This is a genomic window from Nonomuraea sp. NPDC049419 (assembly GCF_040676995.1).
GTDB lineage: Bacteria > Actinomycetota > Actinomycetes > Streptosporangiales > Streptosporangiaceae > Nonomuraea > Nonomuraea salmonea.
The window spans coordinates 399,615-414,006 of record NZ_JBFAQB010000006.1 but is presented as its reverse complement, the minus strand read 5'-3'; the positions used below and the strand labels follow the sequence as shown (position 1 = coordinate 414,006).

General features: G+C 71.9%; 19 protein-coding genes. 9 read left to right on the top strand and 10 right to left on the bottom strand.

Features of this window, described 5'->3' with window-relative positions:
- Positions 1-126: 126 nt before the first annotated feature.
- Positions 127-993, bottom strand: coding sequence for a helix-turn-helix transcriptional regulator (locus tag AB0K12_RS21645; protein ID WP_364563788.1), 867 nt, complete (start codon positions 991-993; stop codon positions 127-129).
- A gap of 103 nt (positions 994-1,096) precedes the next feature.
- Here AB0K12_RS21645 and AB0K12_RS21640 point away from each other — a divergent pair, with 103 nt between their 5' ends.
- The 3 genes from AB0K12_RS21640 (at position 1,097) to dhaL (ending at position 3,630) form a co-directional block, all read left to right on the top strand.
- A complete protein-coding gene (locus AB0K12_RS21640) occupies positions 1,097-1,795 on the top strand; it encodes an SDR family NAD(P)-dependent oxidoreductase (protein WP_364563785.1) in 699 nt (232 codons plus the stop codon).
- Between the two features lie 216 nt (positions 1,796-2,011).
- Positions 2,012-3,031, top strand: a complete 1,020-nt coding sequence (locus AB0K12_RS21635) for a dihydroxyacetone kinase subunit DhaK (protein ID WP_364563782.1) — start codon at positions 2,012-2,014, stop codon at positions 3,029-3,031.
- A complete protein-coding gene (gene dhaL, locus AB0K12_RS21630) occupies positions 3,028-3,630 on the top strand; it encodes a dihydroxyacetone kinase subunit DhaL (RefSeq protein ID WP_364563779.1) in 603 nt (200 codons plus the stop codon). Before AB0K12_RS21635 ends, dhaL begins: the two co-directional genes overlap by 4 nt.
- Positions 3,631-3,641: 11 nt before the next feature.
- On the opposite strand, the gene AB0K12_RS21625 is transcribed toward dhaL, so the two are convergent.
- Both AB0K12_RS21625 and AB0K12_RS21620 read right to left on the bottom strand, forming a co-directional pair.
- On the bottom strand, positions 3,642-4,097 hold the full coding sequence (locus tag AB0K12_RS21625) for a VOC family protein (protein WP_364563776.1): 456 nt from the start codon (positions 4,095-4,097) through the stop codon (positions 3,642-3,644).
- A 207-nt stretch (positions 4,098-4,304) separates the two neighbouring features.
- Complete coding sequence (locus AB0K12_RS21620; protein WP_364563773.1) at positions 4,305-5,231, bottom strand: AEC family transporter; 927 nt, start codon at positions 5,229-5,231, stop codon at positions 4,305-4,307.
- Between the two features lie 239 nt (positions 5,232-5,470).
- On the opposite strand from AB0K12_RS21620, the gene ctaD reads away from it, so the two are divergent.
- From ctaD to AB0K12_RS21605, 3 genes are read left to right on the top strand one after another with little or no spacing between them, the layout of a single operon-like run.
- A complete protein-coding gene (ctaD, locus tag AB0K12_RS21615; RefSeq protein ID WP_364563770.1) occupies positions 5,471-7,126 on the top strand; it encodes a cytochrome c oxidase subunit I in 1,656 nt (551 codons plus the stop codon).
- Positions 7,123-7,359, top strand: a complete 237-nt coding sequence (locus AB0K12_RS21610; protein ID WP_364563767.1) for a DUF3040 domain-containing protein — start codon at positions 7,123-7,125, stop codon at positions 7,357-7,359. The genes ctaD and AB0K12_RS21610 overlap by 4 nt, the downstream gene beginning before the upstream one ends.
- 18 nt (positions 7,360-7,377) lie before the next feature.
- On the top strand, positions 7,378-7,866 hold the full coding sequence (locus AB0K12_RS21605) for an NUDIX domain-containing protein (protein ID WP_364563764.1): 489 nt from the start codon (positions 7,378-7,380) through the stop codon (positions 7,864-7,866).
- Positions 7,867-7,868: 2 nt separating this feature from the next.
- On the opposite strand, the gene AB0K12_RS21600 is transcribed toward AB0K12_RS21605, so the two are convergent.
- Positions 7,869-9,089 (bottom strand): epoxide hydrolase, encoded by a 1,221-nt coding sequence (locus tag AB0K12_RS21600; RefSeq protein ID WP_364563761.1) that lies wholly within the window; start codon positions 9,087-9,089, stop codon positions 7,869-7,871.
- Positions 9,086-9,538 carry a MarR family transcriptional regulator gene (locus AB0K12_RS21595; RefSeq protein WP_364563758.1) on the bottom strand — a complete coding sequence of 151 codons (453 nt, stop codon included), beginning with the start codon at positions 9,536-9,538 and terminating at the stop codon, positions 9,086-9,088. The genes AB0K12_RS21600 and AB0K12_RS21595 overlap by 4 nt, the downstream gene beginning before the upstream one ends.
- Before the next feature lie 128 nt (positions 9,539-9,666).
- Between AB0K12_RS21595 and AB0K12_RS21590 the strand changes: the two genes are divergently transcribed.
- Both AB0K12_RS21590 and AB0K12_RS21585 read left to right on the top strand, forming a co-directional pair.
- Complete coding sequence (locus tag AB0K12_RS21590; RefSeq protein ID WP_364563755.1) at positions 9,667-10,230, top strand: dihydrofolate reductase family protein; 564 nt, start codon at positions 9,667-9,669, stop codon at positions 10,228-10,230.
- Between the two features lie 201 nt (positions 10,231-10,431).
- On the top strand, positions 10,432-11,424 hold the full coding sequence (locus AB0K12_RS21585) for a hypothetical protein (protein WP_364563752.1): 993 nt from the start codon (positions 10,432-10,434) through the stop codon (positions 11,422-11,424).
- A gap of 152 nt (positions 11,425-11,576) precedes the next feature.
- Here AB0K12_RS21585 and AB0K12_RS21580 read toward each other — a convergent pair whose 3' ends face one another.
- From AB0K12_RS21580 to AB0K12_RS21570, 3 genes are all read right to left on the bottom strand, one after another.
- Complete coding sequence (locus AB0K12_RS21580) at positions 11,577-12,395, bottom strand: SAM-dependent methyltransferase (RefSeq protein ID WP_364563749.1); 819 nt, start codon at positions 12,393-12,395, stop codon at positions 11,577-11,579.
- A gap of 56 nt (positions 12,396-12,451) precedes the next feature.
- Positions 12,452-12,952 carry an AAA family ATPase gene (locus AB0K12_RS21575; RefSeq protein WP_364563746.1) on the bottom strand — a complete coding sequence of 167 codons (501 nt, stop codon included), beginning with the start codon at positions 12,950-12,952 and terminating at the stop codon, positions 12,452-12,454.
- 81 nt (positions 12,953-13,033) lie between these two features.
- The gene (locus AB0K12_RS21570) at positions 13,034-13,300 is read right to left on the bottom strand and encodes a hypothetical protein (RefSeq protein WP_364563743.1); all 267 of its coding nucleotides are present in this window, start codon (positions 13,298-13,300) and stop codon (positions 13,034-13,036) included.
- Between AB0K12_RS21570 and AB0K12_RS21565 the strand changes: the two genes are divergently transcribed.
- Entirely contained in the window at positions 13,299-13,682 is a 384-nt protein-coding gene (locus tag AB0K12_RS21565) for a tautomerase family protein (RefSeq protein ID WP_364563740.1), read from the top strand. The two genes, AB0K12_RS21570 and AB0K12_RS21565, sit on opposite strands and share 2 nt — an antisense overlap.
- On the opposite strand, the gene AB0K12_RS21560 is transcribed toward AB0K12_RS21565, so the two are convergent.
- Both AB0K12_RS21560 and AB0K12_RS21555 read right to left on the bottom strand, forming a co-directional pair.
- Positions 13,670-13,939 carry a hypothetical protein gene (locus AB0K12_RS21560; RefSeq protein WP_364563737.1) on the bottom strand — a complete coding sequence of 90 codons (270 nt, stop codon included), beginning with the start codon at positions 13,937-13,939 and terminating at the stop codon, positions 13,670-13,672. The two genes, AB0K12_RS21565 and AB0K12_RS21560, sit on opposite strands and share 13 nt — an antisense overlap.
- Before the next feature lie 2 nt (positions 13,940-13,941).
- Positions 13,942-14,388, bottom strand: coding sequence for a hypothetical protein (locus AB0K12_RS21555; RefSeq protein ID WP_364563734.1), 447 nt, complete (start codon positions 14,386-14,388; stop codon positions 13,942-13,944).
- Positions 14,389-14,392 lie beyond the last annotated feature (4 nt).

Sequence of the window (14,392 nt, the reverse complement as noted above, 5' to 3'; positions counted from 1 at the left end):
CGCCACGTGCTGGGCCGCTTCCCGCAGGGCCGCTTCCCGCAGGGCCGCTTCGCGCAGGGCCGCTACGGGGGTGTCGCTACGTGCAGGAGCGCAGCAGTGGCACGGCCGGCAGCCGGCCGTCGTCGCCTAGAGCGTTGTCGGAGTGCCCGCGGGTGGTCCGGTGAGTGTGGCGAGGTGGAGTTTGGTTTCGTCCTCGCTGCCCGCGACCGCCGACAAGATCACGATCTTGCATGCAGAGTCGCCGTCGGTCAGGACGTCGCAGTCCACCGCGATCGGTCCCACCGAGGGGTGCTCGACGGTCTTGTGGTCCTCGCGGTGCGCGGCCACGGTGCCCTTCGCCCAGAGGGCGGCGAAGCGTTCGTTGCCGGCCCGCAGATCGTCGATCAGGCGGCTCAGGCGCGGGTCCCGGGGGAAGCGGCCCGTGGCGCGGCGCAGGTCGGAGACGACGGCGGCGTCGGTGGTGGCCGCGTCCAGCTCGCGTACGGGCCAATGGGCGAGCCGGGGCGGGGCGTCGTCCACGGGGAACCTGTCGCGGGCGAAGTTGCGGAGGTGGCGGGGCGCCGTGGAGGGGTCGCCGAGGAGTGCGGCCCAGGCGCGGTTCCAGCGGATGAGCTGCCAGTCGGCGGCGAACACGGCGACCGCGACGTCCCCGAGCCGGGCGAGCACGCGTTGCACCCCTGGCGCGATGTGGTCGGAGACGGCGCCGTCAGCCGGCGGTACGAGGTTCGCCAGGCGGTAGAGGTGGTCCCGTTCGGCGGCGGAGAGTTGCAGGGCGCGGGCCAGGGAGGCGACGACCTGGGCCGAGGGCGTGGTGGCGCGGCCCTGCTCCAGGCGGACGACGTAGTCGACCGAGACCCCGGCCAGCTCGGCCAGCTCCTCCCGGCGCAGGCCGGTGGCGCGGCGGGAGCGTCCCACGGGCAGCGCCGCCGCCGACGGGGGCAGGCGGTCCCGCCAAGTACGGATCATCGCTCCCAGCCCGGCATTCGTCACCATGCTCCCATCTTGCGGCATGTCAGCCGAGTGAAGGTGGTACGGCTGTTCCTACCGTCGTGGTGTCCCTGGTGAGCGTGGGCGGCGGTGCCGAACGATGACGTTCATGACGATTACCTTCATCACCGGCGCCAACAAGGGCCTCGGCCGCGAAACCGCCCGGCGTCTCATCGCACTCGGCCACACCGTGCTGGTCGGCGCGCGCGACCCTGAGCGGGGCGCGGAGGCCGCCGCCGCTTTGGGCGCGCGGTTCGTCCCGATCGACGTGACCGACGACGCGTCCGTGGCCGCCGCCGCCAAGGACGTGGCCGAGCACGAGGGGCGCATCGACGTACTGATCAACAACGCCGGCATCCACGGCCCCTTCGGCGACCCCTCCGCGCTGACCGGCGCCGAGGCCCTCGAGGTCTTCGACGTCAACGTCGCCGGTGTCATCAGGACGACCACGGCGTTCCTGCCGCTGCTTCGCCGCTCACCGGAGCCGCGCGTCATCAACGTCAGCAGCGGCATGGGGTCCCTGGCGCTCACCCACGATCCGTCGCGCCCCGAGTCGAAGGCCATCGCGCCCCTCTACACCGCCTCCAAGGCCGCCTTGACGATGCTGACCACCCAATACGCCAAGTCCCTGCCCGGCATCCGCGTCAACGCCGCCGACCCCGGCTACACCGCCACCGACCTGAACGGCCACACCGGCCCCCAGACCGTCACCGAGGGCACGGACGCCATCGTCACCCTGGCCACGGAACCTCCGGAGTCCGGCACCGGCCGCTTCGTCAGCCGCACCGGCGACATCCCCTGGTCCTGACCGGTTTCCGTGCCGTCCCGCTGCGGCAGTGACGCTCGGGCGGGCGATGGGGGGAGCCGGTGTCTTGGTCCGTGGGTCGAGCGAGGATATGCGGATGGGACGGGCGGCGTGCCGTCGGGGTGCGGGACGGGCGGCGTGCCGCAAGAAGATGCGGCAACGCTGTCCGGGCATCGGCCGGTCGCGCTACAAGCAGCCTGGGCGGGGGAGGGGAGGGGTATGAGTGCGCCGTTCTTGCCCGCCGGTGATCCCGTCGCGCCTGCCTTGCGTGGGTTCGCCCGTGCGCACGCGCACCTCGTCGAGCTGCGCGAGGACCCCGTGCATCTGCGGGCTCGTGAACGGGCCCCGCGCCGCGTCGTCGGGCTGGTCGCGGGTGGCGGGTCGGGGCATGAGCCGATGCATGCCGGGTTCCTCGGCCGGGGGATGCTGGACGCCGTCGCGCCGGGGCAGGTGTTCGCGTCCCCGCACAACCGGCAGGTCCTGCACGCCAGCCTGGCCGCCGCCGGGCCGGAGGGAGTCGTGCACGTCGTCAAGAACTACACCGGCGACCGCATCAACTTCGGCATCGCCGCTGAACGGCTGCGTCACGAAGGGGTGCGGGTCGGGCGGGTCCTCGTGGACGACGACCTGGCCACCGATGACACGGACAGTGCGACGGGGCGGCGCGGCACCGGGGCGACGGTCGTCGTGGAGAAGCTGCTCGGGGCCGCCGCCGACGAAGGCCGGGGCCTGGACGAGCTGACAGACCTCGGCAACGCGGTCGCCGCCGCGTCCCGCAGCCTGGCCGTCGCCTCCCGCGCTCAGACCTCCTTCCACACCGGCGAGCCCGCCTTCGCCCTCGGGGCCGGCGACCTGGAGTACGGCGTCGGCATCCACGGCGAACGGGCCGCCACCACCATCGACCGGCCGCCGCTGCCCGACCTGGTGGTCCGCATGATCGACGAGCTGCTGACCGGACTGCCACCAGGCCCGGGCGAGCTGCTGGTGCTGGTCAACGGGATGGGGGCGACCACGCAGCTGGAGCTGTACGGCATCTTCGACCAGGCCGCCGCCGTGCTGGAGGAGCGCGGGCTGAGGGTGGCGGAGTCGCTGGTGGGAACGTATGTGCCGGCGCTCGACATGGCCGGGTTCTCGCTGACCCTGACCCGGTTGCAGGACGGATGGCGTACGTGGTGGCGCGCCCCGGCCCGCACCCCGGCGTTCCCCGTCCTGGACGATGTTGACGAGGAGGGACGATGACCGCGACCGCAGCGCCCGTACTGCGCCGCTACGCCGAGTCCGTCGCCGCCGCTCATGACGAGCTGACCCGGCTCGACCAGGCCAGCGGCGACGGCGACTTCGGCGACAACCTCCGCTCCGGCCTGACCCGCGTCCTCGCCGAGCTGGACGAGCCGGGTGCCGGGCACGGGTTCGACGTGGCGGGGCGGGTGTTCCTGGACGAGGTCGGCGGGACGAGCGGGCCGCTGTTCGGGCTGCTGTTCACTGAGATCGCTCGCGCCCTTGACGAGGACCCCGGCGGCGGGTGGGCGCGCGGCGCCGCCGCCGGCCTCGCCGCCATCCAGCGGGTCGGCGAGGCCGAGGTGGGCGACCGCACGCTCGTGGACGCGCTCGCTCCGGCGGCGGCGGAGCTGGAACGCGGGACGGGCTTCGCCGCCGCGGCCCGCGCCGCCGCCGAAGGCGCCCGCGCCACCGCCGACCTGCGCGCCCGCCGCGGCCGGGCCAGCTACGTCGGTGAGCGCGCCCGCGGCCTGCCCGACCCGGGCGCGATGGGCGTGGCCCTGCTGTTCGAGGCCCTCGCGGCGACGGAGAACCCCGACTTCTCAGCAAACCTGTTCTGAGCGGTCGCCCGTCACGCCTCGGCGGCGGCCTCCTCCAGGGCGCGGAGGTCGAGCTTCTGCATGCCGAGCATCGCCTTCATCACCCGCTCAGCGGCGGCAGGGTCGGGGTGGCCGAGGAGCTCGGGCAGCCGTCGGGGGACGATCTGCCAGGACAGGCCCCACCGGTCCTTCAGCCAGCCGCACCTCGACTCCTCGCCGCCCTCCATGAACGTGGCCCACAGCTCGTCGATCTCCTCCTGCGTCTCGCAGTCGACGTAGAGGGAGACGGCCTCGTTCAGGGTGTACTGGGGGCCGCCGTTGAGCGCCATGTACCGCTGCCCGGCCAGCTCGAACGTCACCACCATGACGCCACCGCCCGGCCCGCGCCGCACCTCGACGATGCGGGAGCCGGCGAACAGCGAGGTGTAGAAGGTGGCGGCCTGCTCGGCCTGGTCGTTGAACCACAGGAACGTGGTGATCTTCTGCATGGGAAAGCTCCTCCCGGGTTGGTCGTCCGTCACCGACGCGTCGAACGCGCCACCCCCGGATCGACACGCTCCCTCACACCATTTTGCGTCAGACGGATCTCCACGTCGTGCGCTGGTTGTTCGTGCCAGAAGGATCACGCCTCGCGGACCACGATCACCAGGACGAGGGCCTCGAAAGGCAACTTACCGGACATCTGATGGCCGGGGTCAGGAGCCCAGGACGGCGCCGATCGCGGTCATGATCGGGATGGACAGGCCCGTCGTCACCAGGATCGTGCCCCTGGCCAGGCGGCGGGCGGTGTCGTACGTGACGGCGTACACGTAGATGTTCTGGGCCGTGGGCAGGGCGGCGAAGAGGGTGGCGGCCAGGAGGTGGGTGCCGTCGAGGTGGAGGGCGAAGCGGGCCGTCAGGTACGCCACCGCCGGCTGGGCGACCGCCTTGAGCGCCACGGCCAGGGCGATGTCCTTGCCCACGCCGTCCTCGCCGGGCGCGGGGGCCTGGCGGCGGGAGCCGTACAGGCTGAGACCGTAGGCCAGCAGCGCGACGGGCACGGCCGCGCCGCCGAGCAGGTCGATCGGGCGCATGACCGCGACCGGCAGCGAGACGCCGCTCACCGCGAGCGCCAGCCCGAGCAGGGAGGCGACCGTGAGCGGGTTGCGGAACGGCAGCAGCAGGGCCGCGCGCGGGGAGCGGGCGCCCTTGTCCAGGATCAGGAACGAGACGGGGGTCAGCACCAGGAGCTGGAAGAGCAGGATGGGGGCGATCAGTGCGGCGTCGCCCAGGACGTACAGGGAGATCGGCACGCCGAGGTTGCCGGCGTTGACGTACGAGGAGGCCAGGGCGCCGATCGTGACCTGCCGGGTGCTCCGCCGGAACGCCAGCTTGGCCACCAGCACGAACACCAGCTGCGTGAACGCCACCGCGATGACCTCGGTGAGCAGTACGGGCGACAGCAGCGCCCCGAGGTCGGCCTTGGAGACGGTGGCGAACATCAGCGCCGGGGTCGCCACGAAGAACGCCAGCCGGGACAGTGTCAGCTCGTCGCTCGCCCGCAGCAGGCCGGTGACGCCGATGACGTAGCCGAGCACGGCGACCGACACCAGTGCGGCGAAAGCCGCGACAACCCCCGACACCCCAATACCTCCCAAAGCGGACAGGCTATCTAAGCCCGCACGTCGGGGCGGAGGCGGCCTCGCGCGTGGTTACGGAGCGGGGTCGAGCGGGTGGGGCGGGTGAGCGGCCGAGCATAGGTCGCAAGGAAGGGGGTAAGCCCGTCGTACGGCGCTGACCTGCGAAAACAGGGCGCCACAGGCATGTCGGGGCAAAATGGGGGGCTTCGGTGACTCTTGAAGAACCGCGTACTGACGAACCGTTGACGTCCGCCCTGGCGCCGGTCGAGGCCAAGGGCAAGGGGCGGCTGATCGTGGCCTGGCTGACCAGCACCGACCACAAGACCATCGGCTACATGTACCTGATCGCCTCGTTCCTGTTCTTCGCGCTGGCCGGGCTCATGGCTCTGATCATCCGGGCCGAGCTGGTGCAGCCCGGCCTGCAGCTGGTCAGCAACGAGGCGTACAACCAGCTGTTCACCATGCACGGCACGATCATGATGCTGTTGTTCGCGACGCCGCTGTTCGCCGGGTTCGCGAACGTCATCATGCCGCTCCAGATCGGGGCCCCCGACGTCGCCTTCCCCCGGCTCAACGCGGTCAGCTTCTGGCTGTTCCTGTTCGGCGGCCTCATCGTCGTCAGCGGCTTCTTCAGCGCCGGCGGCGCCGCCGACTTCGGCTGGTTCGCCTACACCCCGCTGTCGCACTCCACGTTCAGCCCCACCATCGGCGGCGACCTGTGGATCATGGGGCTGGCCCTGTCGGGGCTCGGCACCATCCTCGGCTCGGTCAACTTCTTCACCACCATCATCGCCATGCGGGCCCCGGGCATGACCATGTTCCGCATGCCGATCTTCACCTGGAACACCCTGCTGACCAGCATGCTCGTGCTGATGGCGTTCCCCGTGCTGGCCGCCGCGCTGCTCGCCCTGGAGGCCGACCGCAAGCTCGGCACCCACATCTACGACCCCGCCAACGCCGGGGCCATGCTCTGGCAGCACCTGTTCTGGTTCTTCGGCCATCCCGAGGTCTACATCATCGCGCTGCCGTTCTTCGGCATCATCACCGAGGTCATCCCGGTCTTCAGCCGCAAACCCGTCTTCGGCTACATCGGCCTGGTCGGGGCCACCATCGCCATCGCGGGCCTGTCGATGACGGTGTGGGCGCACCACATGTTCGGCACCGGGCAGGTGTTGCTGCCGTTCTTCGCGTTCACCACGTTCCTCATCGCCATCCCCACCGGCGTGAAGTTCTTCAACTGGACCGGCACCATGTGGCGCGGCCATCTCAGCTTCGAGACACCCATGATGTTCGCGGTCGGCTTCCTCGTCACCTTCCTGCTGGGCGGGCTGACCGGGATGATCCTGGCCTCGCCGCCGCTCGACTTCCACATCACCGACACCTACTTCGTCGTCGCGCACTTCCACTACGTGGTGTTCGGGACGGTGGTGTTCGCGATGTTCTCCGGGTTCTACTTCTGGTGGCCGAAGATGACCGGACGGATGCTCAACGAGCGGCTCGGCAAGTGGCACTTCTGGATGTTGTTCATCGGGTTCCACACCACGTTCCTGGTGCAGCACTGGCTGGGCGTGGCCGGCATGCCGCGACGGTACGCCGACTACAGCGCCGTCGACCACTTCACCGACCTGCACCTCATCTCGTCCATCGGCGCGCTGCTGCTCGGCCTGTCCACGCTGCCGTTCCTCTACAACGTCTGGTGGACGGCCCGGCAGGCGCCCCGCGTCACCGTGGACGACCCCTGGGGCTTCGGCAACTCGCTGGAATGGGCGACGAGCTGCCCGCCGCCCCGCCACAACTTCACCAGCCTGCCCCGCATCCGCTCGGAACGTCCCGCCTTCGACCTGCACTATCCGCACACCGCCTATCCGGCCGTCGAAGCCGCCGCGGAGAAGGGGTGAACCCCGTGGACGGCCTGTCGCCCCACGAGCGGCTCATCCTGGCGGAGATCGAGCTGGAGCTGCGCCACACCGAGGCGCGCCTGGCCAACCGGCTGAGCGCCTTCAACGCCAGGGCCGGCGAGGACGGGCCGCAGCGCTTCGCCCCGCAGGTCAGCAACTGGGAGGTCGTCGCGGTGCTGGCCATGGTGCTGCTCATCTCGGGCATCATGACGCTTTTCGTGCTGTCCTGCTGACGGCTAGGGTGGCCGGTCGTGGCTCCCCGCATGCGCCGTTCCGTACGCGCGATCATCCTCGACCCTGACGACCGGGTCCTGCTGTGCCGCCACGACACCACCGCCGCCGGCGGGCCCGTGGTGTGGGCGATGCCGGGCGGCGGCGTCGAGCCCGGCGAGACGGACCTGCAGGCGCTGCGCCGCGAGCTGGCCGAGGAGGTCGGGCTGCGCGTGGACACGCTCCCGCCGCACGTCTGGCACCAGAGCGCGCTCGCCGATCACGTACCCGGCTACGACGGCGTCGTCAACGACTACTTCCTCGTGCGCGCGCCCGCGTTCGCGCCGCGCGGGGAGTGGGACGACGCGCGGCTGGCCGCCGAGCAGATCACCGGAGTGCGCTGGTGGAGCGTGCCGGAGATCGCCGCGGGGCACGGCGACGACCTCTTCTCGCCGCGCGCGCTCGCCGTCACGCTCGGCGCGCTGCTCGCGGGCGGCGTTCCGTCCGAGCCGGTGCGGCTGGGCGTCTGAGCTCAGCGGCGGCCGCGGAACGTACGGCGCAGGTCCGCGACCCACTCCTGCGGGATCTCCCATGGGATGAAGTGCCCGCCGCGGTCGTGGCAGGTGATCCCGACGTGGTTGTACCAGGCCGCCCTGTCGCTCTCCAGGAACCCGTGGATGCGCTGCTCGCCGGTCGTCACCCCCGGCGGGTTCTCGTAGCTCACGAACGTGATGCCCGTCGGCGCCTCCACCACCGGCCGGCGGTCGTGCGACGGCGTCCACGGGTAGCGGTTGTTGTTGGCGTACGTGCGGACGGACGAGCCGATCGCCTCGCCTGCCCAGTAGATGGTGGCGTGCGTGAGCAGGTCGTCCTTGCTGAACACCCGCTCCACGTCGCCGCCGTTGTCCGACCACTTCGCCCAGCGTTCGAGCATCCAGGAGAGCATCCCGGCGGGCGAGTCGGCCAGGCCGTGCGCCAGCGTGGACGGCGCCATCATGTGCGCGGCCAGGTGCACCGCGAAGCGCCGGTCCAGCTCCATGAACCGGGCGTGCACGTCGGACGGCAGATCGGGCGGGATGGGGGCGCCGCCGCTGAAGTCCCACGCCCGGTCGCCGTTGAAGAAGTCGAGCTTGAGCGCCGAGCCGATGTGGATGGCGATCAGCTCGCCGGCGTACTTGTGGCCGAGCTGCCCCGTCACCAGCGCGCCCACGTCGCAGCCCGCCGCCGCGTAACGCTCGTGGCCGAGCACGCCGGTCATCAGCTCGTGCCAGACGTCGGCGATCTTCCAGAAGTTCATGTCGGGACGTCCGGTGAGCGGCGTCGAGAAGCCGAAGCCCGGCAGCGACGGCACGATCACGTCGAACGACTCCGCCGGGTCGCCGCCGTACGCGGCCGGGTCCGCCAGCGGATCGACGACCTTCGACCAGTGCCAGAACGTCCATGGCCAGCCGTGGCTGAGGATCAGCGGCACCGGGTCCGGGCCCGCGCCGGGCCGGCGCATGAAGTGCACCGGGACGCCGCCGACGTCCACCCGGTAGTGCTCGTAGGCGTTGATCGCCCGCTCGGCCGCCCGCCAGTCGAAGCCGTCGGCCCAGTAGGCGACCAGCTCCTCCAGGTACGCCCGGCGCACCCCGTAACGGCCGTCCTCGTTGCCCGGGTCGGGCGCCCACCTGGTCGCCGCCAGCCTGCGGCGCAGGTCGTCGAGCACCTCGTCCGGCACGTGCAGCGGCACCGGCTCCAGCGGTTTCGTCATGATCGCTCTCCTCGCTCCTCCAGCCCGGCCGCGATCTCGGTCAGGCGGCCCAGCACGCGCGCGACGTCCGCGAGCGCCGCCCGGTCGCCGTCGTCCAGTTGCCCGACCAGGCGGCGCAGGCGCTCCACCCGGTCGGCGCGCCTGGACTCGACGATCCGCCGGCCGTCGGGCGTGAGCGACAGCAGGACCGCGCGCCCGTCACGCGGGTCGGGGCGGCGGGACACCAGCCCTTCGCGCTCCAGCTTGGCCACGAGCGCGGTCAGCGCGGGCTGCTTGAGCTGCTCGGTCGCCGTCAGGTCGGTCAGCCGCAGCGGGCCCTTACGTGACAGGGTGTGCAGCACCGACAGCGTCGAGAAGTTGAGGCGGCGGACCGAGGGCAGGCGGATGTAGTACGCGTTGAAGTCCTCGATCGTGGTCGCCAGCTCGCCGAGGTCCAGATCGGAGGTCACCCTCGCATTTATATCAAAGTTCGATGTAATACGGCACCTTACGGTCTGGGTGGGGCGCGCCGTAAACGTTCCGTAAGTCAGTTCCGCCAGGATTGAGCCAACTGACCGACCGAAAGGAACGACCCCTGATGCGTACGCTCAAACTTCAGGTCCAGACCACCATCGACGGCTACATGGGCGGCCCCCAGGGCGAGATGGACTGGGTGGACTTCAACTGGAGCGGCGACGTCGGCGCCTACATCGACGCCATGACCTCCTCGGTCGACTGCATCCTGCTCGGCCGCGAGCTCGCCGGGGGCTTCATCCCCACCTGGGCCGCCGAGCCCCAGGGGGAGAGCAAGGAGACCGTCGCGTGGATGAACGACACCCCCAAGGCCGTCGTCTCGAACACCCTCACCGAGTCGCCGTGGCCCAACGCCACCATCCTCGGCGGTGACCTCGCCTCCGCCATCCGCGACCTCAAGGCGCAGCCCGGCGGCGACATCATCACGTACGGGGGCGCCAAGCTCGCCTCCGGCCTCATCGCAGAAGGGCTCATCGACGAGATCCACCTGTTCGTCAACCCCGTCTCGATCGGACGCGGCCTGCCCGTCTTCCCCGACGTCGCCGGTCACCAGCGCTTCCGCCTCGCCGGGGCGAGGCCGTTCGAGTGCGGGATCACCGCCCTGCACTACGAGCCCAAGCGCGACTGATTCTCCGGGGCGGAACGCGGAAGACCGGGCGCCGCTCCGTGAGAAGATCGAGATCATGATTGGACTGCCTGGCTCATGCCGCCCGGGCGCTCACGACGCCCGCGCGACGGCCACCGACTCCTCCGTGACGTCCATCGCGCGGCCGGGGCTGCTCGGCCATGCCGCTGTCGTGGTGAGGGCGGGTACGGTCGAGTGCTGAGCATGCCGAGAGCCCACGACGACGCCGCCACCGTCCCCGGCGCCTCCGGAGGCGTACACGCGCAGTCCTTAACGTCCCGCGAGCCGGGCCCATCCTCTGACGGCGGCGCTCGTAAGGCGCGGGCCGGGAGCGTGGGGCGCATCGCCGGGCTGCGGCCACGGCGCAAGCCCGGCGACGGCGGCGAGGTGGCCGCGGCCGACGTCGATCTCGTCGACGGGCTGGCCGCGCCGACCCGCCGCACCGTGGTCGCGTGGCTCACCGAGCGGCCGTCGGCGGCCACCCGGCAGGCCAGGTTGCAGGTGCTGGCCGCGTTCCTGCGCTGGCTCCACGACACCGACCCGGCGCTCGAGCCGCTCGCGGCCACCGGCGCCCACCTCGACGCCTACTGCGACGGCGCGCTCAGCGGCACCCTCGCCGTCGGCGTGCGCACCCCGGGCAAACCCCTGTCACCCGCGACCGTGTCCCGGAAGCGGGCGATGCTGTCGGCGTTCTACACGTTCGCGTGGCGCAGCGGCGCCGTACGCCCGGGGCCCGTCCCCGCGCTGACCCCCGGAGACCGGCGGCTGCTGCGCAAGGGCATCGCCCGGCTGGCCGCCGGCGGCAGGCCCGCAGAGGCCGCCGCCGTCGCGCTGCTCGACGCCACAGGCGCGCCCGTCGCGGCGCTGGCCGGCATCACGTTGCAGGACCTGCGGGCGGTGACCGCCGGCGAACCCGCCATCGTCACCGTCCCCGACGGGCGCGGCGACCTCGTCGCCTTCCCCATACCGGCGCTGGCCAGGCCCCTGCTGCGGACGCTGTCGTCGTCCAGGACCCCGGGCGAGCCGCTCATCAGGCAGGACGACGGGCACCCCGTGGACGCCCGCTGGGTCAAGGACGCCCTCACCGAGGCCGCCCTGGCCGGCGGCATCCCCCGGCGCCGCGCCGAACTCCTCGACCCGCACATGATGCGCGCCCCCACGGTCACCGACCTCCTCCGCAACCGCCCTGCCTACTGACCCTTGCGGCCCGCCGCCCTGCTCCACGGCCGGCTCGCCCGCGCCCCCTGCGGCCCGCCGTCCCGCCGACGGCGGGCCTGCGTGTCTGCCGGGCAGATGGGGGAGGGCGGGGCTGCGTGTCCGCCGGGCAGATGTCGCACGGTGTGCGCGCGTCAGCCGCGCAGGCGGCCGACCGCGCCCAGGACGCCGCCCTTGTCCAGGCCAGGTGCCGGGTGCGGGGCGTCGTCGCGCCAGTGCTGCACCGGCACCACTCCCGGCTCCAGCAGCTCCAGCCCGTCGAACCAGCCGCGCACGGTGTCGCGGTCGCGCCAGGCGATCGAGCCGGACGCCGAGCGCCGGTAGACGTCCTGGGCCTCGTCCATCCGCTCCGGCCGGCCCTCATCCGGCTCGACGTAGCTGTGCGAGATCACCAGGTGGCCGCCGGGCACCAGCGCGTCGCGCAACGTGGCGACGATGGCGGCCACCTCGTCGTCATCCGGGAGGAAGTGCAGGACGGCGGCCAAGATGATCGCGACGGGGCGGCCGAAGTCGAGGTGGGCGGCGTCGCGCAGGATGCCGGCCGGCCGGCGCACGTCGCCGTCCAGCACATACGTGCCGGGGGTGCCGGCGAGCAGCGCCTGGGCGTGGGCCAGCACGGTCGGGTCGTTGTCGACGTACACGACCTTGGCGTCAGGTAAGACCCTGCGGGCCACCTGGTGCACGTTGTCCTGGGTGGGCAGGCCGGTGCCGATGTCGAGGAACTGCCGTACACCGGAGGCGGCGAGGTGGTGCACCGCGCGGATCAGGAAGCCCCGGTTGGCGCGGGCCATCTCGCGTACGTCGGCGCCTGAGTCACGGGCGAGCTCGACGATCTGCTCGGCGGCGTCACGGTCGGCGCGGAAGTTGTCCTTGCCGCCGAGGTAGTAGTCGTACATCCGGGCGACGCTCGGAACCGTCGGATCGACGCCCGGCGGAGCCTGCTCATCGGTCATCGCACTGCGCCCTTCCCTCGGCCTGCCCGGATCATAAGCCCGAGATCATCCCGGGGTCACGACCCCGTACGCGCCCAGCACAGCACCCGCGCCGCAACCTCGGCGGGGGCGGCGCCGTGCGAGGAGAACACCGTCGGGATCAGCGCCCGGCCCTGGGCGGCGTCTTCGAGCGCGCCGCCGACGGCCTCCGGCTCACCGCGCTCGTGCAGCCGCCTGGCCCGCTCGGCGTCGGGACAGTCGAGCAGACCCCACCGCACCGGCGCCTCCCATCGGGCTCCAGGGGCCAGTTCGTCCGGATCGGGGATCGGACACGTCAGCAGCACGTGGTGCCCCGCCCGGCGCACCATCGTGACGACGCGCCCCCATAGACGGTCGTACGCCGGCCAGACGGGCGCCGCCTCCGGCGCCGCGATCCGCACCCCGAGCAGCGCCCCGTCCTCCAGCAGCTCGTCCATGTCCATCACCACTAATCCATCGGCCGCGCGGAGGAGGTGGGGGAGCAGCGTGGTCTTGCCGGCGCCGGGCGCGCCCGCGAGAAGATGCAGGGTGCCGTTCACACCAGCGATCTTAGGCATTTCGTTCATCCATGAGAGGAAGGCATCAGGTGAGGTCTCGCTCAACGCATCCCGCGTGCGTTCTCATGCTGGTCCAGGCTGCGGCCGGTCGAGAAGACGTTCGCCTGGCTCACCGGGCGGATCGCCGAGCTGCTCGAAGAGGGGCGCGCGGCCGGGGAGCTCGACGCCCGCCTCGACCCCACGGCCACGGCCACCGCCCTCGTCGCCGTGCTCCAGGGCGGGTACGTGCCGGCCCGCGCCGCAGGTGACCCCGGTGTGTTCGCCGCCGCCGTCGAAGGCGCGCTCGGCCTGCTCACCCGGTCCGCTCTCTGCTGAGAGGAAGACGATCATGCCCTTCGTCCGCATCGACGCGATCCGCGCCGACCCCGAGCGGCTCGACGCGCTCGGCCGTGCCGTCCACGATGCGATGGTGGAGACCGTCGGCATCCCGTCCGATGACCTGTTCCAGGTGCTGACCTCGCACGACGGCATTCGCAGCGTGATGCGGTACGGCACCTTTCCCGACCTGCGCCGGGACGACGACGCCGTGTTCGTCACGATCACCCTGCGCTCCGGCCGCACGCCGGAGGTGAAGAAGGCGCTCTACCGGCGCATCGCCGAGCTGGCCCACGCGTACGCCGGCACCGAGCCGCGCAACGTGCTCGTCTCGCTGACCGAGAACGAGTCGATCGACTGGTCGTTCGGGCTCGGCGTCGCCCACTACATGCCCTGACCCCCCAAGGGGGTTCTGGCGAGCAGGCGCAGGGCGAGCAGGCCGCCGATGCCGGGCAGCCAGGCGACGAGGGTGGCGGGGAGCGTACGGCGGGGGTCGCGGGCGGCGGCGACGACCGTGAACAGGTACGCGCACCCGTGCACCGGCCCCGCCAGCGACGAGATCGCGGGCAGGTGCACGGTGAGCACGTTGCCCAGCAGGACGACCAGCGTGGCGAGCTCGACTGCGGCGGCGATGCGCAGGGGTTGCCGGTTCACGGTCATACCCCCGTCGTGGAGCCGGGGCGGACGATCATGAGGACGGTCACGACGGCCCAGAGCAGGTTGAACACGCCGGTCACCATCCCGAGCCGGGCGGTCGAACCGTCATCGACCCCGTTCAGCAGCCGTTCCTGGCCCGGCAGGACGGCCAGGGCCAGCACCCCGGCGGCGAGTGCGGTGAGCCCGATCGAGACGATCAGCCAGGCGTCGGTGAGGACGCCGAGGCTGCTCGCCGTGGCGAACCCGAACACCGGGACGGCCAGGCCGAGCACGGCGTAGACGCGGCAGATCCGGTGCAGCAGCCGGACGGAGGCGATGGAGGCGGCGTCCGCCCCGGCCGCGTGCGCCCGCCGCACCGCCGCCGGGAACATGGAGGCCGCGACCGTGACCGGCCCGACCGCGACGATGGCGGCCAGCACGTGCAACGACAACAGCACCTTCGTCACGGCC

Coding starts and splice junctions, on each gene's coding strand:
- AB0K12_RS21645 (WP_364563788.1), bottom strand. CDS start 993: ATGGTGACGAATGCCGGGCTGGGAGCGATGATCCGTACTTGGCGGGAC.
- AB0K12_RS21640 (WP_364563785.1), top strand. CDS start 1,097: ATGACGATTACCTTCATCACCGGCGCCAACAAGGGCCTCGGCCGCGAA.
- AB0K12_RS21635 (WP_364563782.1), top strand. CDS start 2,012: ATGAGTGCGCCGTTCTTGCCCGCCGGTGATCCCGTCGCGCCTGCCTTG.
- dhaL (WP_364563779.1), top strand. CDS start 3,028: ATGACCGCGACCGCAGCGCCCGTACTGCGCCGCTACGCCGAGTCCGTC.
- AB0K12_RS21625 (WP_364563776.1), bottom strand. CDS start 4,097: ATGCAGAAGATCACCACGTTCCTGTGGTTCAACGACCAGGCCGAGCAG.
- AB0K12_RS21600 (WP_364563761.1), bottom strand. CDS start 9,089: ATGACGAAACCGCTGGAGCCGGTGCCGCTGCACGTGCCGGACGAGGTG.
- AB0K12_RS21590 (WP_364563755.1), top strand. CDS start 9,667: ATGCGTACGCTCAAACTTCAGGTCCAGACCACCATCGACGGCTACATG.
- AB0K12_RS21585 (WP_364563752.1), top strand. CDS start 10,432: ATGCCGAGAGCCCACGACGACGCCGCCACCGTCCCCGGCGCCTCCGGA.
- AB0K12_RS21580 (WP_364563749.1), bottom strand. CDS start 12,395: ATGACCGATGAGCAGGCTCCGCCGGGCGTCGATCCGACGGTTCCGAGC.
- AB0K12_RS21565 (WP_364563740.1), top strand. CDS start 13,299: ATGCCCTTCGTCCGCATCGACGCGATCCGCGCCGACCCCGAGCGGCTC.
- AB0K12_RS21570 (WP_364563743.1), bottom strand. CDS start 13,300: ATGATCGTCTTCCTCTCAGCAGAGAGCGGACCGGGTGAGCAGGCCGAG.